Origin of the sequence: Saccharothrix lopnurensis, from assembly GCF_042658445.1 — a bacterium.
GTDB lineage: Bacteria > Actinomycetota > Actinomycetes > Mycobacteriales > Pseudonocardiaceae > Actinosynnema > Actinosynnema lopnurensis.
In genome coordinates, this window is record NZ_JBHSQO010000050.1 from 26,889 (window position 1) to 44,712 (window position 17,824).

Below are 17,824 nucleotides of genomic sequence, written 5' to 3' on the forward strand. Positions count from 1 at the left end.
GACCAGTCTCACCGGTCGGACCGCGGTGCCGGACCGCGGTGCCGGACCACGGCGCTAGACCGCGTTGCCGGTGACCTTCGTCGGCGTCAGGCGCAGCACCACGCGCACCTTGCCCGGCCGGTCCTGCGGGAACTCCCGGCCGTCGTACTTGTGCGACAGGTCGCCGGCCAGCCGGCGGCCCACGTCCTCGGTGATCGTCACCGTGCCGCGGACCTCCGCGTACACCTGCGGGTCGGCGCCGCTCCAGATGCTCACGCTGGCCCGCGGGTCGCGGGTCAGGTTCACCGCCTTCGCCCGGTCGCGCAGGGTGGTGAACAGCAGGTCGTCGCCGTCGCGCGTCACCCACACCACCGAGGACTGAGGGCTGCCGTCCGGGTTCGTCGTCGCCATCACGGCGAAGTTGGGCTCGTCGACGAGCGCGCGCGTGACCGGGCTGAGGGTGACCGCCATGTCGATCACAGTACTGGCCGCCGGCCGCGCGTCGAGGGGCCGAAAGCGGCGTCTTCAGGCGTCCAGCGGCACCAGCAGGGCGGTCGCCACGGCGGCGATGCCCTCGCCGCGCCCGGTCAGCCCCAGGCCGTCCGTGGTCGTGCCGCTCACCGACACCGGCCCGCCGACGGCCGCCGACAGCACCTCCTGCGCCTCCTCGCGGCGCTTGCCGACCTTGGGCGCGTTGCCGATGACCTGCACCGCCGCGTTGCCCACCCGGTAGCCGGCCCCGGTCAGCAACCGGCGCACCTCGGCCAGGAAGTCCACCCCGTGCCGCCCGGACCACCGCGGGTCGCTCGTGCCGAACACCGCGCCCAGGTCGCCCAGGCCGGCGGCCGACAGCAGCGCGTCGCACAAGGCGTGCGCGGCCACGTCGCCGTCCGAGTGCCCGGCGCAGCCGTCCACGCCCTCCCAGCGCAGCCCGACCAGCCAGCACTCGCGGCCCGCCTCGACCTGGTGCACGTCCGTGCCGATGCCCACCCTGGGGATCGCGGGGGTCGTCACCGGGCTCCTCCACCGGACCGGACCAGCAGCGCCTCGGCCACCGCCAGGTCGAACCTCGTCGTGACCTTCATCGCGTCCTGGTGGCCCGGCACCGTGACGACCGGCACGCCGAGCCGCTCCACCAGGCCCGCGTCGTCGGTCGCGCGCAGGCCCGACCCGTGCGCCCGCAGCAGCACGCGCGCGTCGAAGCCCTGAGGGGTCTGCACCACCCGCAGCAACGCCCGATCGGGTGTGGCGACCACCACGCCGTCGGCGTCGACCTGCTTCACCGTGTCCGCGACCGGCAGCACCGGGATCACCGCCGGGTGACCCGCGGCGACCGCGTCGACCACCGCCCGCACCACCTCGGGAGGGGTGAACGCCCGCGCGGCGTCGTGGACCAGGACGATCGAGGTGTCGGGTATCTCACGCAACGCGTGCTCCAGCGCCAGGCGGACCGAGTCCGACCGCTCGGCGCCACCGGCCACGACGTGCACCGCCCCGCCGGCCTGGGCCAACGGGGCGGTGCACGCGTTCATGGTGTCTACATCGGACGGGGGCGCGGCGATCACCACGTGCCCCACGCGGCCGGACGCCAGGAGACCGCGCACCGCACGGACCAGCAGCGGAACGCCGTCGACCGGGACCAGCGCCTTGGGCATGCCGAAGCCCAACCGCTCACCCCGGCCCGCCGCGGGCACGAGCGCGACCACACCCATGTTCGCGGCTTCCCGAGTTCTTCCCTGGAACGATCAGGACGCGGTGGCGAGGACCTCGTCGAGGAGCACCTCGGCCTTGTCCTCGTCGGTGCCCTCGGCCAGCGCCAGTTCACTGACCAGTATCTGTCGAGCCTTCGCCAGCATCCGCTTCTCACCAGCGGACAGACCGCGATCCTTCTCGCGCCGCCAGAGGTCGCGCACCACTTCGGCCACCTTGTTCACATCGCCCGAGGCGAGCTTCTCCAGGTTGGCCTTGTACCGCCGGGACCAGTTGGTCGGCTCCTCCGTGTGGGGAGCACGCAAGACCTCGAAGACCTTGTCGAGACCCTCCTGGCCGACGACGTCGCGCACGCCCACGATCTCGGCGTTGTCGGCGGGGACGCGGACCGTGAGGTCGCCCTGGGCAACCTTGAGGACGAGGTACTTCTTCTCCTCGCCCTTGATCACGCGGGTCTCGATTGCTTCGATGAGGGCGGCACCGTGGTGCGGGTAGACGACGGTCTCTCCGACCTTGAAAACCATGTGTCCTCTGCCCCTTTCGCTAACCCCATCCTAACACGCCGAGCAATCCCCTCTTCGGCGTCCGGAGATCGGTTCGCGCTGGTCAGGGTCACGCAGAGGGTTGACAAATCACCCGGTCGCATGCAACGCCCGAGGTCGATCTTGCTCCACAGTGGACGGGTGGTCACCCCTGCGGGGCACCACGTGCCGCCGACTCCGCGTCGTCCCGTTAGGCTCCCCGACTGTGTGGTCGCGCCGCTCAGTACCGGCTCTACCGGGTGCGACCCGCCTCGTCAGCAGACCGGGAAGGATCCGAGCAGCCGTGGGTCGCGCACACCAGAAGTCCCCAGCGCCTCGTCGTCTGGCCGTCGTGGCCGCGCTGGCGGCGGGCCTCGGCCTGGTCGCCGCAGGTTGCAGCGCAGGTCAGATCACGCAGACCGACACGCAGGTCGCGGCGGTGAACGGCGCGAGCGGTGACGTGGGTCTCGTCTCGGTCCGCGACGCGCAGCTGCTGTTCCCGGTCGAGCACGGCCTGTACGAGGAGGGCGAGGACGCGCCGATCTCCCTGCTGATCGCCAACAACAGCGGTGAGGCCGACAAGCTGCTGGCCGTGACCAGCGATTCCTCCGAGCCCGCCGAGATCACCGGCGACACGCTGCTGGAGGGCACCTCGTCGATCCTGGTGGAGGCCGAGGAGGGGCAGTCGGGCAGCCACTCCAGCACCACCGCCTCGGCCGGCCGGACCGGTTCGTCCACGCCGTCGGGTTCGTCCTCGCCGTCCGTGACGAGCACCACGTCCCCGTCCGGGTCGTCCTCGGTGACCGGCACCACGACGCCGACCTCGGGCAGCGGCGCCACCACGACCACCGAGGCCGACAGCGCCTCGCAGTCGAACAACATGCCGACGACGCCGACCAAGCTCCCGTCGTCGGTCGACCCGACCGAGCCGGGGCTGGCCAAGATCGTGCTGAAGGGCCTGACGAAGCAGCTGCGGCCGGGGCAGACGATCCGGGTGACGTTCCTGTTCGAGAAGGCCGGCGAGCTGACGCTGGAGCTGCCGATCGGCGCCTCGCCCGAGCCGCGCCCGGCCGGCGAGTCCTCCGGCGGTCACTGAGCCGGTCGAGGCCGCACCGGACGGCTGAACGCTTCGCAGGGGTCCCCGCCAGGGGACCCCTGCTTTTATTTTGCCCGTTGGCACCGACAATTTCGCAGGTCGAGTGGTGGCCTGTGGACAACTCCGCCGGCGGGGTCATTGCTACCCATTCCGGTTGTTGTTCGCTGATTGCCGCTGGCCGCTGGCCGCTGGCCGCTGGCCGCTGGCCGCTGGCCGCTGCCGCTGGCGCTGGCTGCCGCTGGCGCTGCCGCCAGCGCTGGCGCTAGCTGCTGGCCGCTGGCGCTGACTGCCGCTGGCCGCTGGCTGCTGTTGGCCGCCGCCGGTTGGCCCCACCGTCCCGGCTCGCCCGGGGCGCCGCCCGGCCGGCCACGGTCCTGGCACGGCCAGCCCACCGCCCTGGCCCACCCGGGCCCCCACCGCCCACCAGCCCACCCCGGACCTGTCGGTGGTCCCGGTTAACCTCCGACACCGTGGCGAAAACAGCACGGGTGGCCAAGCCCACGTACCGGTGCGCCGAGTGTGGGCACGAGGTGGCCAAGTGGGTGGGCCGCTGCCCCGAGTGCCAAGCCTGGGGCACGGTCGAGGAGCGCGGCGTCAGCCGGGCCGCCCGGGTGGTGGCCGGTGCGCCCAGCGCCCCCGCTCGCCCCATCGGCGAGGTCGACATCGAGTCCGCCCGCGCCAAGCGCACCGGCGTCGACGAGCTGGACCGCGTCCTCGGCGGCGGCCTGGTGCCGGGCGCCGTCGTGCTGCTGGCCGGGGAGCCCGGCGTCGGCAAGTCGACCCTGCTGCTGGAGGTCGCCTACCAGTGGGCCGCCCGCGCCGGCTCGCCCTCCCTCTACATCACCGGCGAGGAGTCGGCGGGCCAGGTCAGGTTGCGCGCCGAGCGGACCGGCAACATCCACGGCGCCATGTACCTGGCCGCGGAGAGCGACCTCGGCGCGGTCATCGGCCAGATCGACGCCGTCGACCCCGGGGTGCTGATCGTGGACTCGGTGCAGACCATGTCCTCGCCCGAGGTGGACGGCACCCCGGGCGGCGTCACGCAGGTCCGCTCGGTCACCGCGACGCTGCTCGCCGTGGCCAAGGAGCGCTCGCTGCCGATCGTGCTGGTCGGCCACGTCACCAAGGACGGCTCGGTGGCCGGTCCCCGAGTGCTGGAGCACCTGGTGGACGTGGTCCTCCAGTTCGAGGGCGACCGCCACTCCAGCCTCCGCCTGGTCCGCGGCATCAAGAACCGGTTCGGCGCGGCCGACGAGGTGGGCTGCTTCGAGCTGCGCGACGACGGCATCGTGGGCGTGCCCGACCCCTCCGGCCTGTTCCTCAACCGCCGCGAGCAGGACGTCACCGGAACGGCGGTCACCGTGGTGGTGGAGGGCAAGCGCCCGCTGCTGGGCGAGGTCCAGGCGCTGGTCACGCCGACGAACCTGCCGTCACCCCGGCGGGCGGTCAGCGGGCTCGACTCGGCCCGCGTGGCGATGGCCCTGGCCGTGCTGGAGAAGCGCGGGCGGATGGCCATGCACAACAAGGACGTGTTCACCGCCACGGTCGGCGGGATGCGGCTCACCGAGCCCGCGGTGGACCTCGCGGTGGCGCTGGCGATCGCCTCGGCCGCCACGGACACGCCGCTGCCGCACGACCTGGTGGTGGTCGGCGAGGTCGGCCTGTCGGGCGAGCTGCGCCGCGTCAACGGCGTGGGCCGCAGGCTCACCGAGGCCGCCCGCCTGGGCTACACCAAGGCCCTCGTGCCGCCGGACGCCGGGCCGCTGCCGGGTGACACGCGGGCGCTCGTCGCGCACGACCTGTTCGAGGCCCTCCAGCTGCTCAAGCTCGCGAAATAGCGAACGCGCCCGGTGCGGTGGGCACCGGGCGCGTTCGTGGACGACCTGCCTACTTCGCCGCCGCCAGCAGCTGGGCGCAGCGGATCAGGCCCAGGTGGCTGTACGCCTGGGGGTGGTTGCCCAGGGAGCGCTCCGCGATGGGGTCGTACTCCTCGGGCAGCAGGCCGGTGGGTCCGGCCGCGTCGACCATCTGGGCGAACAGCTCCTCGGCCTCGGTGCGGCGGCCGGTGAGCAGGTACGCCTCGATCATCCAGGCCGCGCAGAGGTGGAAGCCGCCCTCGTCGCCGGGCAGGCCGTCGTCGCGCCGGTAGCGGTAGACGGTCGACCCCGAGCGCAGCTCGGCCTCGATGGCGGTGACGGTGGCCTGGAAGCGGTCGTCCGCGGGGTCGACCAGGCCGGTCAACCCGACGTGCAGCGACGCCGCGTCGAGGTCGTCGCCGTCGTAGGCGGTGGTGAAGGACTGGGCCTCCTCGCTCCACCCGTGCTTGAGCACGTCGCCCGCGATGGTGTCGCGCAGCACCGGCCAGGACGGGTCGACCTCGCGGTCGTAGAGCCCGGCCAGCGTCACCGCCCGGTCGAGAGTCACCCAGCACATGACCTTCGAGTACACGTGGTGGCGCGGCGCGTGCCGCTCCTCCCAGATGCCGTGGTCGGGCTCGTGCCAGCGGCGGGCGACCGCCTCGGCCATGGCCTGCACCATGCGCCAGTCCTGGTCGGTCAGCGAGCCGCGCGCGGCGGCCAGCTGCATGACCAGGTCGACCACGGGCCCGAACACGTCGAGCTGCACCTGCTGGTTGGCCAGGTTGCCCACGCGCACCGGCCGCGACCCGGCGTACCCGGGCAGCGTGTCGATGACCGCCTCGGCGCCCAGCATGGTCCCCTGGAGCGTGTAGAGCGGGTGCAGGCGCTCCGGGCCGGGCAGGGTCTCCAGGACCCCGTGCAGCCACTGGAGGTACGCCTCGGCCTCGCCCAGCGACCCGACCGACACCAGCGCCTGGGCGGTCAGGGCGGCGTCGCGCAGCCAGCAGTACCGGTAGTCCCAGTTGCGGATGCCGCCCAGCTCCTCGGGCAGCGAGGTGGTGGCGGCGGCCATGATCGCGCCGGTGTCGTGGTGGACCAAGCCCTTCAGCGTCAGGGCCGAGCGCAGCACCAGGTCGGGCTCGACGGTGGGCAGCTTGAGCGTCGCCGCCCAGTCCGACCAGTGCGCGCCGGCGCGGGCGCGCCGCTCCGGCTCGCCCAGGGTGGCCTCGGACAGGTCGTCGGTGCCGCAGCGCAGCTCCAGCAGGATCGGCGCGCCCTCGCGGGGGCGCACGACCGCGGTGGCGGTCTCCTGGAGGCCGTCGCTGCTGATCTCCCAGTCCACGCCCGGCGAGCGCAGCACCATCGGCTCCGAGGTGCCCACCACGCGCAGGCCCTCGCGCTCGCGCAGCAGCCGCACCGGCACCTGCCCGAACTCCGGCCGCGGCGCGAAGGTGATCACCGCGTTGGTCGAGCCCGAGATGCGCCGCACCAGGTCGGTGCGGTGCGCGGGCACCCCGTGGTCGAGGTAGTCGGTCACCAGCAGGCGCGACCAGCGGGTCTCCACGATCATCGTGCCCGGCACGTACCGCTGGCCCAGGGGCAGCGAGCCGTGCTCCGGCTTGATCGAGAAGTGGCCCGCGGACGGCCCGCCCAGCAGGTCGGCGAACACCGCCGCCGAGTCCGGCTCCGGGTGGCACAGCCAGTTCACCCGGGCGTCCGGCGTCAGCAGCGCCACCGACCGCTCGTTGGACAGCATGGTCATGCGCTCGATCGGCACCGCCTGGTCGCCGTGCAGCCAGGCACGCCGCTCCTCCAGCAGGAACGCCAGCACCGTGGCCACGTCCAGCGTGTCGGAGACGGAGTACTCGGCCAGCGACTCGCCCTCGCCGACCTTGATGCCCACGTCGGGGCCGGTCAGCCGGGCGAACGCCTTCTCGTCGGTCACGTCGTCGCCGACGAAGACGGCCGCGGTCGCCGACGCGCGGTGCCGCAGCACGTCCAGGGCGTGGCCCTTGTCGGTCTGCACCACGGCCAGCTCGATCACGGCCTTGCCCTCCGTGACCTGCACGCCGTCCCAGGTGGCCGGACCGGTGCGCACGGCGTCGAGCACCCGTTCGCCCACGGTCGGGTCGGCGCGGCGGACGTGCACCGCGATGCTGGCTGGCTTCACCTCCAGACCGACGCCCTCCTGGCCGGCGACGACCTCCTCCAGGGCGGTTTCCAGGCGGCGGTGCAGGGCTCGCGCGTCGGCGTCGAGGGCGTGCACGAAGCCGACGTCGAACTCGGAGCCGTGCGAGCCGACCAGGTGCACCTCGGACGGCAGGCGCGAGAGTGTTGCCAGGTCGCGCAGCGCGCGCCCGGAGATCACCGCGGTCGTCGTCTCGTGCAGACCGGCCAGCGAGCGCAGCGCGCCCACCGACTCGGGCAGCGGACGGGCGTCCTCGGGGTTGGCCACGATCGGAGCCAATGTCCCGTCGTAGTCGCAGGCGACCAGCAGGCGCGGTGTACGAGCCAGCTGCACGATCGCACGGCGAAGTTCGGCGGGGAGGGCCTCGGCGGTCAACGCCCCTCCTCAATGCTCGGTGGGACAGGTAAGGTATCTGGTCTGAACTGATTCAGACCGCGGTCTGCGTGCCCAGTGCGTCAAGGAACGATCGCGCCCAGCGGTCTACGTCGTGTGTGAGGACTTGGCGTCGCAGCGCGCGCATCCTACGGCGACCTTCGGCCGGATCGAGTGTGAGGGCGGCTTCCAACGCGTTCTTCACGCCGTCCAGGTCGTGGGGGTTGACGAGGAACGCGCTCGTGAGCTCGGCGGCCGCGCCGGCGAACTCGGACAGCACCAGGGCGCCGCCGAGGTCGTACCGGGTGGCGACGTACTCCTTGCAGACGAGGTTCATGCCGTCGCGCACCGGGGTCACGACCATCACGTCCGCGGCCGACATGAACGCGGTCAGCTCGCGGCGGTCGACCGATTGGTGCAGGTAGTGGACGATCGGGTGGCCCACGGTGGAGAACTCGCCGTTGATCCGGCCGACGATCTGCTCGATCTCGCTGCGCATCTGCTTGTAGTGCTCGACGCGCTCGCGGCTGGGCGTGGCCAGCTGCACCATGGTGACCTCGGTGGGGTCGACGCGGCCGTCGGCGAGCAGTTCGTAGAGCGCGCGCAGCCGCACGTCGATGCCCTTGGTGTAATCGAGGCGGTCGACGCCCAGGAAAATCTTCTTCGGGTTCCCGAGGTCTGCCCGAATTTTGCGGGCCTGTTTCTGGACCTCCTTGTCGCGGGCCAGCGCGTCCAGGCCGGCGGAGTCGATGGAGATCGGGAAAGCGCCCACGCGCACCGTGCGGTCGCCGACCTGGACCACGCCGGGCCGGGTGCGCACGCCGACCGCGCCGCGGCTGGGCTCCAGGCCCACCAGCCGCCGGGCCAGCCACAGGAAGTTCTGCGCGCCGCCGGGCCGGTGGAAGCCGACCAGGTCCGCGCCGAGCAGGCCGCGGATGATCTCGGTGCGCCACGGCAGCTGCATGAACAGCTCGACCGGCGGGAACGGGATGTGCAGGAAGAAGCCGATGCGCAGGTCCGGGCGCAGCTCGCGGAGCATCGCGGGCACCAGTTGGAGCTGGTAGTCCTGGACCCACACGGTCGCGCCCTGCGCGGCGACCTTCGCGGTCACGTCGGCGAACCGCTGGTTCACCCGCACGTAGGTGTTCCACCAGCGGCGGTGGAACGCGGGCGGCGCCACCACGTCGTGGTAGAGCGGCCACAGGGTGCCGTTGGAGAAGCCCTCGTAGTAGTCGGCCACCTCGGTGGCGCTCAGCGACACCGGGTGCAGCTGGAGGCCGTCCTCCTCGAACGCCTCCACGTCCGCGTCGGCGATGCCGGGCCAGCCGACCCACGCGCCGCTGTGCGCGCGCAGGAACGGCTCCAGGGCGCTGACCAGTCCACCGGGGCTGTGCTTCCAGCGCTGGGTGCCGTCCTCCAGGCGCTCCAGGTCAACCGGGAGGCGGTTGGCCACGACCAGGAAGTCCGCGCCGTTCTCGCCAATGCTGCTCACCGGGTAGCGCCTCCTCAGAGATCCGTCTCGCCCACGTCGAAGGTTAGTGGGAACGTGCAGGCTGGATGCCCTGTCGTCGGTCCTGTCACACTGTGTTGACTTGACGAAAGTACGTCAGGTGGGCCAGGTCACGTGGAAACCGCGTGATCAGGCTCTACCTGCGCACACGGGCCACCAGTCGGCCCACGCCGGAGCGCACCGGCCGCCCCAGATGTTCACCCAGAACGACGCCGCCGGCGAGCGCCAGCGCGGTGCCCGCGGCGAGCACGAGGATCGACAGGCCGGCCGGGTCGCCCTCCGCGGTGAGCCGGTAGAGGCCCAGGTAGGTGGTGTAGCCGGGCAGCAGCGGCACCACCCCGGCGACCGCGACGACGGTCGGGGGCACGCGCAGCCGGCGGGACACCACCTTGCCGCCGAAGCCCACCGCGGTGGCCGCGACGGCGGCGGCGGTGACGGCGTTCGTGCCGGTGAGGGTGAGCAGGCCGGAGCAGGCCGTGCCGACCGCGCCCGCCGCGGCGGCCGGCAGCAGCGCGCGGGGCTGGGCGTAGCTGGCCAGGGCGAAGCAGGCGGAGGTGGCCGCGCCGGCGGCGAACTGCACCGGCAGGTCCGAGATCAGCGGCGGCAGCGGGTCGGCGATCGTGGTCCGCACGCCCCACTGCACCCCCGCCCGCAGGGTCAGCGCGACGCCCGCGATGAGGCCCGCGGTGAGCAGCGCGACCTCGACCGTGCGGGCGGCCGCGGTGATGTTGTAGCCGGTGATCGCGTCCTGCACGGTGCCCACCAGCGACAGCCCGGACAGCAGCACCACGATGCCGGTGGCCACCAGCAGCGACGGGCGCACGCCGGGCAGCAGGTCCGTGGCGTACATGGCCAGGGCCGCCGCGGTGGCCAGGGCGCCGCCGACGACCTGCTGGAAGAAGAACGGCAGTGCCCGGCGGTTGAGCACCCGGCCGACCCGGTCGATGAGCGCGGTGACCAGCGCGGCGGCCAGCGCCAGTGCCGGCCCGCCGCCGACCAGGAACGCGACCGAGGCGGCCATGCCCGCCCAGGCCAGCGTGGCGACCCAGCGCGGGTAGGGGTGGTCGGCCCGGGTGATGCGGTCGATCTCGGCGTGGGCCAGGTCGGCGGTGACCCGGTCGGCGGTGACCCGGTCGGCGGAGATCCGCCGGATCAGCTCCTCCACGGCGGCCAGCCGCGTGTAGTCCAGGCCGCGGGTGCGGACCACGCGCATGGACGTGACCGGCGCGGCCTCGGTGCCGCGCGGGCAGGACACGGTGATCGAGGTGTAGGTGACGTCGGCCTCGGTGCGGGGCAGGCCGTAGGCGTCGGTGACGGCGAGGATGGTGGCGGTGACGTCCGCCGCGCCCGCCCCGCCGGCCAGTTGCGCCTCACCGACGCGCAGGGCCAGGTCCAGCACGAGGTGGACCGTCGAGTCGTCCGGGACGGCCGGTCCCTCGACCGGCCGTTCCCGCTTCCGCCGCCGGTGTCGACGCCACAGCCGCACCCGTGCCTCCTGGTCGGGGGTTGGTCCGGTCGCCACGCCCGACCGCTGCGAATTTGCGGCTGTGTCCTGCGCCACCCCCGGACGAGGGACCTGGACAGGATTATCCGATCACTGTCCGTTCAATACTGTTGATACCGCTGGCCAGCACTTTTGCGGTCCGGTGGCACCACCCGGACGGTACCTCCACCCTCCGGACGGACCAACGCGGGGACACGGTGAGCAGACCGTTCGCCGCAGGTGGCACCCCCTGGGGGCGCTTACGATGTTCCCGGCCTCCGGGTCGTGCCGGTGTAGCTCAATTGGCAGAGCGCTCGCCTTGTAAGCGAAAGGTTGCGGGTTCAAGTCCCGCCACCGGCTCCACGCGGGTCTCGCGGACCGCGTCGGACGTGCCGTCCGGCGACCCGCGTTCGAGCCGGGGCGGGGGTGCCGCCGGTGACCGCAGGTCCGGCGAGGGGCGGGCACGCGTGCCAAGGTGGGTCCATGGCCTACCGACCCGACGGATCGCGGTACGACCGGATGACCTACCGCCGCTGCGGGCGCAGCGGCCTCACACTGCCCGCGGTGTCGCTCGGCCTGTGGCACAACTTCGGCGACGACCGGCCCCACGAGCTGGGCCGCTCGATCATCCGCCGCGCGTTCGACCTCGGCATCACGCACTTCGACCTGGCCAACAACTACGGCCCGCCCTACGGCAGCGCCGAGGCCAACTTCGGCCGCGTCCTGGCCGAGGACCTGCGCCCGTACCGCGACGAGCTGGTCATCTCCACCAAGGCGGGCTACGACATGTGGCCCGGCCCGTACGGCGAGTGGGGCTCCCGCAAGTACCTGCTGGCCTCGCTGGACCAGTCGCTCGGGCGGCTGGGCCTGGACTACGTCGACATCTTCTACTCGCACCGGTTCGACCCGGACACGCCGCTGGAGGAGACGGTCGGCGCCCTGGTCAGCGCGGTTCGGCAGGGCAAGGCCCTCTACGTCGGCATCTCGTCCTACTCGGCGACCAAGACCCGCGAGGCGGCGGAGCTGCTGCGCGCCGCGGGCGTGCCGCTGCTGATCCACCAGCCCTCCTACTCGATGCTCAACCGGTGGATCGAGCGGGAGCTGCTCGACGCGCTGGGTGAGCTGGGCACGGGCTGCATCGCGTTCTCTCCGCTCGCGCAGGGGATGCTCACCGACAAGTACCTGGGCGGCATCCCCGAGGGCTCCCGCGCCACGCAGGGCAAGTCGCTGTCGACGGACCTGCTGACCGAGGCGAACCTGGCGCACGTGCGGGCGCTGGCCGAGGTCGCGGCGGGTCGGGGGCAGACGCTGGCGCAGCTCGCGCTGACCTGGGCGCTGCGCGACCCGCGGGTCACCTCAGTGCTGGTCGGCGCGAGCAGCGTGGCGCAGCTGGAGGACAACGTCGCCGCGCTCGACGGGCCGCCGCTGACCGACGACGAGCTGGCGCGAATCGAGGAGCACGCCGTCGAGTCCGGGGTGGACCTGTGGGCGCGGTCGTCGAACGCCGGGTAGCTCGGCGGCCCTGAGGCGGGCGGCGGGGCGGTGGTCGGCTTCGGCTCGTGGTGGTGTGGAGCCGGGTGGTGCTGAGCGGGTGGTGCTGAGCGGGTGGTGCTGAGCGGGTGGTGCTGAGCGGGCGGCGCGGAGCCGGGTGCCGTGGAGCCGGGTGCCGTGGAGCCGGGTGCCGTGGAGCCGGGCGGCGCGGGGTCAGGTGGTGCGGCGCGGCAGCCGGACCTCGAACACCGTCGAGCCCGGCCCGCTGTCCACCACGACCGTCCCGCCGTGCGCCACCACCAGCGACTGCGCCACCGCCAGCCCCAGCCCGCTGCCGCCCCGGCCCCGGGTCCGCGAGTCGTCCACCCGGTAGAACCGGTCGAAGATCCGGCCCTGGTCGGCGGTCGGGATGCCGGGGCCGGAGTCGCCCACCCGCAGCACCACCCGGCCCGGCTCCACCGCCAGCGACAGCGCCACCGCCGTCCCGGCCGGGGTGTGCACGGCGGCGTTGGTCAGCAGGTTGTCCACCACCTGCCGCAGCCGCACCGGGTCGAACGCCAGCCGCACCGGGTCCGGGGGCGTGGTCACGTCCAGCGGGTGCGTCGGGCGGGCCGCCCGGAACGCGTCCGCCGCCTCGCGCGCCAGCGCCGCCAGGTCGCCGTCGGCGAGCCGGAGCGGCGTCTCCACCTCGGCCGCGTCGAGCCGGGCCAGCAGGAGCAGGTCGTCCAGCAGCACGGTCATCCGCGCCGCCTCCGACCGCAGCTTCTCCAGGTGCGCCTCGCGCTCCCCGGGCGCGTTCGCCGCCGCGTACCGGAACAGGTCGGCGTACCCGCGGATCGAGGTCAGCGGCGTGCGCAGCTCGTGCGAGGCGTCCGCGATGAACCGCCGCAGCCGCTGCTCGGCGGCGGTGCGGGCGGCCAGGGAGGCGTCGATGTGATCCAGCATCGTGTTGAACGCCGTGCGCAGCTCCTCCACCTCGACGCCGCCGCCGTCGCCCGCCGCGCGCACCGGCAGCCGCGCCGAGTCGGTCAGGTCGTGCGAGGTGATGTCGTGCGCGGTCTGCGCCATGTCGCTCAGCGGCTGGAGCCCGCGCCGCAGCACCGCCCGCCCGATCACCACGAACGCCACCAGCGCCAGCAGGAACGCCGCCACCTCGACCAGCACCAGCTGCCGCACGGTGGTGGTGATGTCGTTCATCGGGGCCGCGCTGACCATCACCACGCCGTCGGCCACCTCGCAGCCGCGCAGCCGGTAGGTGCCCAGCCCCTCCAGGTACTCGGTCCGGAACGCCGGCTCCTCGCCGCCGATCACCCGCAGCGCCACGTCGGTGAACTCGGTGGGGTCGTCGGGCAGGCCCTCGGTGTCCAGCGGCCGCGGTTGGCCGTCGCGCACCTCGTAGAGCGCCGAGTACCAGCCGTAGCCGGAGCTCTTGAGGGTGTTGTTGCGGTCGTACTCCTTCTTCAGCGACACCTGGGTGGTGGCCATCTGGTCGTCCATCCGGCGCGCCAGGTACTCCTCCATGGACGTCGCCATCACGGTGCCGACCACGGCGAACACGGCCAGCGCCAGCGCGCCCAGCCCGAGGGCCAGGCGCGTGCCCAGGCGCAGCCGGCCCCACCGGGGCGGGAACGTCACTCGGCGGCCCGCCGCAGCACGTAGCCCACGCCGCGCACGGTGTGGATCAGCGGCTCACCGCCGTCGTCCAGCTTGCGCCGCAGGTGCGACACGACCAGCTCCACCACGTTGGACCGGCCGCCGAAGTCGTACTCCCACACGTGGTCGAGGATCTGCGCCTTGGTCAGCACGGTCGGCGACCGGCGCATCAGGTACCGCAGCAGCTCGTACTCGGTCGGCGTGAGCGTGACCAGCCGCCCGCCCCGGCGCACCTCGCGGGTGTCCTCGTCCATCGCCAGGTCGGACACCTTCAGCACCGACCGCTTCCAGGTCGGCCCGGTCGACCGCCGCAGCACGGCCCGCAGCCGCGCCATCAGCTCCTCCACCGAGAACGGCTTGACCAGGTAGTCGTCGCCGCCCCGGGTCAGGCCCGCGACCCGGTCGGCGGTGCCGTCGCGGGCGGTCAGGAACACCACCGGCACCATCGCGCCGGACGAGCGCAGCCGGTCGAGCACGGTGAAGCCGTCCAGGTCGGGCAGCATCAGGTCGAGCACCACGATGTCGGGGTGGAACTCGGCGGCGGCCCGCAGCGCCGCCTCCCCGCTGCCCGCGGTGGCGGCCTGCCAGCCCTCGTACCGCGCGACCGTCGCGACCAGGTCGGCGATGTGCGGTTCGTCGTCCACCACGAGCAGTCGAACCGGGTTGCCCTTGTCCACGTGCCCATGGTGCGCCGCCCCCGCGCGGGCGCGCGGGCGACCCCGTCGGATCAACAGCTTTTCGACAGGCGCGGGACAGGGAGGGCGCGGCTCCCCCGAGCGGGCCCGGTGGGGTGACCGCCGGACAGGGCCGTGACGACCGCCGCGCCGTGGCGCCCGCCGCGCCCCGGCCCGCCGCTCGCGGTGCGGTAGACAGTGCGGGTGAGCGGGGCGACTACCCGGCCACCGCGGGGCTTCCGGGCGCTGGTCGACGAGGGCACGTGGCGGGCGCTGCTGGAGCGCGGGGTGCCGCGCGAGTACCGGCCGGGCGAGCTGCTGCTCCGGCAGGGCGACCCCGGCACGGTGGTGCTGGCGCTGGTCTCGGGCCGGGTGAAGGTGCTCCGGACGGAGCCCGACGGCGGTCGGCTGCTGGTCGCCCTGCGCGGTCCGGGCGACCTGCTGGGCGAGATCGCGGTCCAGTCCTCGGTGCCGCGGACCGCGACCGTGCGCGCGATCGACCGGTGCGCGGCGAGGGCGGTGGGCGCGTCGGCGTTCGACGCGTTCCTGGAGGAGCGCCGGGTGCGCAGGCAGCTGACCGACTACGGCTTCGCCAAGCTGTCGCAGGCCGTGCCGTACCAGGTGCGGCTGGTGCACTTCACGCCCGAGCGCAAGATCGCCCGGCTGCTGCTGGAGGTCGTGACCCTGGCCGACGACGGCAGCCCGCGCGTGCCGTTCTCGCAGCAGGACATCGCCGACGGCCTGGGGCTCGCCCGCAGCACGGTGGCGCTCAACCTCCAGCGGTTGAGGGAGGACGGCACGCTCCGGCCGGGTCCGCGCCTGGTGATCGCGGACCCGGGGAAGCTGCGGGCGCACGCCGGTTTGTGACGCCAGTCACAGCGATTCTGTCCGGCGGCGGACAACCCCGCCCGCGCGGACGCGGGACCCTGCTCCTCGGGACCCGTGGTCCCGCGACCCGTGGTCCCGCGACCCGGGCCCGGGTCGGCCCGGCTCGGCTCGGCTCGGACGAGGAGGAAGCGTGGAGCGCAAGTGGGTGCCGCTGCCGCCGTACCGCTCGCTGCTGGTGGTGGACGTCAAGGACTTCAGCGGCCTGCCCGGTCGCGACCACGCGGCGGTGACCGACGCGATCCCGGAGATCCTGTACGGGGCGTTCGAGCGCCTCGGGGCCGTGGACGTGTGGGCGAGGCGGCTCTTCGCGCAGAGCACCGGCGACGGGCTCTCGACCGCGTTCGACCCGGCCGCGCTCCCGCTCCTGGTCGACGCGCTCCCGGGGTCGCTCCAGGAGGAGCTGGAGTTCCGCGCCCGGGTCGACGGGCTGCCCGCGCTGCGGATGCGGCTGAGCGTCTCGGTCGGCCCGGTCACCGACCCGAACCCGGGCGGCGTGAGCACCGGCAGCGGCGAGGCCCGCGTGGAGAACCACCGGCTGCTCGACTCCGACGCCGTGCGGGACCTGCTCACCCGGTCGGGCCCGGCCACCAGGGTCGCGGCGGTGATCTCGCGGCGGGCCTTCGAGGACGCGGTGAGGTCCGGGTACGCGGGGGTCGACGAGGAGGAGTACGTCGCCGTCCCGGCGCGGGTGAAGTCCTACGAGGACACCGTCTACCTGAGGGTGCCGCGCCCGACGGGCGACCTGCTGCGCAGCGGCTTCAAGCCGCCGGCGCCGGCGGACGCGCCCGCCGCCGCGCCCGCGGAGCGCGACACCTGGAGCAACCACGTGAGCGGCGTGGTCCACGGCAACGTCGTGCAGAGCCGCGACCACTACCACGGCGACCGCACCACCTACACCGCCCGGGGCGACAACACCGTCAACACCGGCTCCGGCAACCAGTTCACCGGCAACGACGTGCGCTACCGCGACCGGCGCCGGCCGTGACGACCCCGGGCGCGGGACCGCCCGCCCCGCCGGGCAAGACCCGCCGGTAAGCGCTCACCTGCGCTCTGCTACCGTGCGGTCACGGGTTTTCCCGCTCCACGGCAGGTCAGCCGGGATTCGCGCTCGGGGCGTGCCCCGCCGCAGACCACGTGGAGAGCCGGCCTCGGTCGCACGGATTCGGGACCGTGCGCGCCGAGGCCGGCACCACGAACCTCACGCGTAGCGGTGGAGGTCGAACTCCTGCCCCGTCACCGACCGCGCCAGGTCGCCGCCCAGCCGCGTGAGCAGGTCCACCAGCTCCAGCCCGGCCAGCCAGTCGCGCGGCAGCGCCGCGGTGCCGTGCAGGGCCCCCAGGATGTTGCCGGTCAGCGCGGCCGTGGCGTCGCTGCCGCCCGAGTGGTTCGCCGCCGCCCGCAGGGCGTCCGCGAACTGCGACCGCTTCGGGTGCACCAGCACCACGTGCACGGCGATCGCCAGCGCCTCCGGCCCGGTCCACCCGCTGCCCAGCCGGTCCACCCGCACCGACTCGAAGCCCTGCGCCCGGTGCTCCTCGGCGAACACCACGGCCCGGTTGAGCGTGTTCGCCGTGTACGGGTCGCTGCGCAGCACCCGCCCGATGACCTGGTCCACGGCCTCCCGGATCGGCCGCCCGCGCACCGCGAGCAGGTGGATCAGCAGCGCGAACGCCCCACCGGACACCCAGCCGCCGGTGCCGCCGTGGGTCAGCGCGGCGAACCGGCAGCCCAGGTCGTAGGCGATCTCGGCGCTCGGCGCGAACCCGGCGGGCGCGGTGCGCGTCACGCCGTTGCAGCCGGACGACTCGTTGTGCGGCTGCTCCGGCGAGGGCGGGCTGTCGGCGGCCAGCGCGCGCAGGCACGTCAGGCCGGGCGACCGGCTGGAGTACAGCCGCTCGTCGGCGACCAGCCCGGTCGCACCGGGCTCCGGCGCGGCCACCTGCTGGGTGACCAGCCACCGCCGGTAGCTGCGCCAGACCACGTCGACCGGGTCCCACTCGCCGGTGGTCTGCCCGCGCACCCACGCCCGCAGGTAGCCGTCCGCGGTGAACAGCGTCAGCTGCGTGTCGTCGGTCACCAGGGCCGGTCGGGGCGGCTCCAGCACGCCCCTCGGCCCGTGGTCGCGCTGGATGTCCGCCCACCCGAGGTACTGGACCGGCGCGCCCAGGGCATCGCCCAGCGCGCCGCCCAGCAGGCAGGCCGCACCACGGTCGACCACGTTCACCGGCTCGCGCGGCACTCGCCCTCCTGTCGGTCGCCCTCTCCCGACGGGGACGGCCGGGGCCAAAACCCTAGCCTTCGCGGTCGGGCGGGGTCAGGGCGGCGCGCTAGTTGAGCAAGCAACATCTACCGGCAGGTATCCACCAGGCGCCCCGCCGCACCTGATCAGTGACCGGGTCG

16 protein-coding genes and 1 tRNA gene are annotated in these 17,824 nt (G+C 73.6%); 7 read left to right on the top strand and 10 right to left on the bottom strand.

The window, feature by feature from the left end; translation table 11 throughout:
• Window positions 1-54: 54 nt before the first annotated feature.
• Genes ACFP3R_RS31535 through ACFP3R_RS31550 form a run of 4 tightly spaced genes read right to left on the bottom strand, consistent with a single transcriptional unit; the run spans window position 55 to window position 2,213 of the window.
• The gene (locus tag ACFP3R_RS31535) at window positions 55-450 is read right to left on the bottom strand and encodes a PPOX class F420-dependent oxidoreductase (RefSeq protein WP_380641397.1); all 396 of its coding nucleotides are present in this window, start codon (window positions 448-450) and stop codon (window positions 55-57) included.
• 54 nt (window positions 451-504) lie between these two features.
• Window positions 505-993: a 2-C-methyl-D-erythritol 2,4-cyclodiphosphate synthase gene (ispF, locus tag ACFP3R_RS31540; RefSeq protein WP_380641399.1), complete on the bottom strand. Its 489-nt coding sequence runs from the start codon at window positions 991-993 to the stop codon at window positions 505-507.
• Window positions 990-1,691 (bottom strand): 2-C-methyl-D-erythritol 4-phosphate cytidylyltransferase, encoded by a 702-nt coding sequence (ispD, locus tag ACFP3R_RS31545; RefSeq protein WP_380641401.1) that lies wholly within the window; start codon window positions 1,689-1,691, stop codon window positions 990-992. The genes ispF and ispD overlap by 4 nt, the downstream gene beginning before the upstream one ends.
• A 33-nt stretch (window positions 1,692-1,724) precedes the next feature.
• Window positions 1,725-2,213, bottom strand: a complete 489-nt coding sequence (locus ACFP3R_RS31550; RefSeq protein ID WP_012782996.1) for a CarD family transcriptional regulator — start codon at window positions 2,211-2,213, stop codon at window positions 1,725-1,727.
• 301 nt (window positions 2,214-2,514) lie between these two features.
• Here ACFP3R_RS31550 and ACFP3R_RS31555 point away from each other — a divergent pair, with 301 nt between their 5' ends.
• The 3 genes from ACFP3R_RS31555 to radA all read left to right on the top strand — a co-directional run bounded on the left by ACFP3R_RS31555 (window position 2,515) and on the right by radA (window position 5,144).
• Window positions 2,515-3,306 carry a copper chaperone PCu(A)C domain-containing protein gene (locus tag ACFP3R_RS31555; protein WP_380641403.1) on the top strand — a complete coding sequence of 264 codons (792 nt, stop codon included), beginning with the start codon at window positions 2,515-2,517 and terminating at the stop codon, window positions 3,304-3,306.
• 154 nt (window positions 3,307-3,460) lie between these two features.
• A complete protein-coding gene (locus tag ACFP3R_RS31560; protein ID WP_380641405.1) occupies window positions 3,461-3,592 on the top strand; it encodes a hypothetical protein in 132 nt (43 codons plus the stop codon).
• Window positions 3,593-3,776: 184 nt separating this feature from the next.
• Window positions 3,777-5,144, top strand: a complete 1,368-nt coding sequence (radA, locus tag ACFP3R_RS31565) for a DNA repair protein RadA (RefSeq protein WP_380641407.1) — start codon at window positions 3,777-3,779, stop codon at window positions 5,142-5,144.
• Window positions 5,145-5,193: 49 nt separating this feature from the next.
• On the opposite strand, the gene otsB is transcribed toward radA, so the two are convergent.
• From otsB to ACFP3R_RS31580, 3 genes are all read right to left on the bottom strand, one after another.
• Window positions 5,194-7,728 (bottom strand): trehalose-phosphatase, encoded by a 2,535-nt coding sequence (gene otsB / locus ACFP3R_RS31570; RefSeq protein ID WP_380641409.1) that lies wholly within the window; start codon window positions 7,726-7,728, stop codon window positions 5,194-5,196.
• Between the two features lie 52 nt (window positions 7,729-7,780).
• Complete coding sequence (locus tag ACFP3R_RS31575; RefSeq protein ID WP_380641411.1) at window positions 7,781-9,217, bottom strand: alpha,alpha-trehalose-phosphate synthase (UDP-forming); 1,437 nt, start codon at window positions 9,215-9,217, stop codon at window positions 7,781-7,783.
• A 154-nt stretch (window positions 9,218-9,371) separates the two neighbouring features.
• Window positions 9,372-10,757, bottom strand: a complete 1,386-nt coding sequence (locus tag ACFP3R_RS31580; protein WP_380641413.1) for a threonine/serine exporter family protein — start codon at window positions 10,755-10,757, stop codon at window positions 9,372-9,374.
• A 248-nt stretch (window positions 10,758-11,005) separates the two neighbouring features.
• Between ACFP3R_RS31580 and ACFP3R_RS31585 the strand changes: the two genes are divergently transcribed.
• A tRNA-Thr gene (locus ACFP3R_RS31585) sits at window positions 11,006-11,081 on the top strand.
• Window positions 11,082-11,201: 120 nt separating this feature from the next.
• Complete coding sequence (mgrA, locus tag ACFP3R_RS31590; RefSeq protein ID WP_380641415.1) at window positions 11,202-12,230, top strand: L-glyceraldehyde 3-phosphate reductase; 1,029 nt, start codon at window positions 11,202-11,204, stop codon at window positions 12,228-12,230.
• 192 nt (window positions 12,231-12,422) lie between these two features.
• On the opposite strand, the gene ACFP3R_RS31595 is transcribed toward mgrA, so the two are convergent.
• Window positions 12,423-13,844, bottom strand: coding sequence for a HAMP domain-containing sensor histidine kinase (locus tag ACFP3R_RS31595; protein ID WP_380641417.1), 1,422 nt, complete (start codon window positions 13,842-13,844; stop codon window positions 12,423-12,425).
• Window positions 13,841-14,539, bottom strand: a complete 699-nt coding sequence (locus tag ACFP3R_RS31600; protein ID WP_380641418.1) for a response regulator transcription factor — start codon at window positions 14,537-14,539, stop codon at window positions 13,841-13,843. The genes ACFP3R_RS31595 and ACFP3R_RS31600 overlap by 4 nt, the downstream gene beginning before the upstream one ends.
• Before the next feature lie 201 nt (window positions 14,540-14,740).
• Here ACFP3R_RS31600 and ACFP3R_RS31605 point away from each other — a divergent pair, with 201 nt between their 5' ends.
• Both ACFP3R_RS31605 and ACFP3R_RS31610 read left to right on the top strand, forming a co-directional pair.
• Window positions 14,741-15,403, top strand: coding sequence for a Crp/Fnr family transcriptional regulator (locus ACFP3R_RS31605; protein ID WP_380641420.1), 663 nt, complete (start codon window positions 14,741-14,743; stop codon window positions 15,401-15,403).
• Window positions 15,404-15,554: 151 nt separating this feature from the next.
• Window positions 15,555-16,409: a hypothetical protein gene (locus tag ACFP3R_RS31610; protein ID WP_380641422.1), complete on the top strand. Its 855-nt coding sequence runs from the start codon at window positions 15,555-15,557 to the stop codon at window positions 16,407-16,409.
• Between the two features lie 213 nt (window positions 16,410-16,622).
• Here the strand turns inward: ACFP3R_RS31610 and ACFP3R_RS31615 are convergent, their stop codons facing one another.
• Entirely contained in the window at window positions 16,623-17,663 is a 1,041-nt protein-coding gene (locus tag ACFP3R_RS31615; RefSeq protein WP_380641424.1) for an ADP-ribosylglycohydrolase family protein, read from the bottom strand.
• Window positions 17,664-17,824: the final 161 nt, after the last annotated feature.

Coding starts and splice junctions, on each gene's coding strand:
- ACFP3R_RS31535 (WP_380641397.1), bottom strand. CDS start 450: ATGGCGGTCACCCTCAGCCCGGTCACGCGCGCGCTCGTCGACGAGCCC.
- ispD (WP_380641401.1), bottom strand. CDS start 1,691: ATGGGTGTGGTCGCGCTCGTGCCCGCGGCGGGCCGGGGTGAGCGGTTG.
- ACFP3R_RS31550 (WP_012782996.1), bottom strand. CDS start 2,213: ATGGTTTTCAAGGTCGGAGAGACCGTCGTCTACCCGCACCACGGTGCC.
- mgrA (WP_380641415.1), top strand. CDS start 11,202: ATGGCCTACCGACCCGACGGATCGCGGTACGACCGGATGACCTACCGC.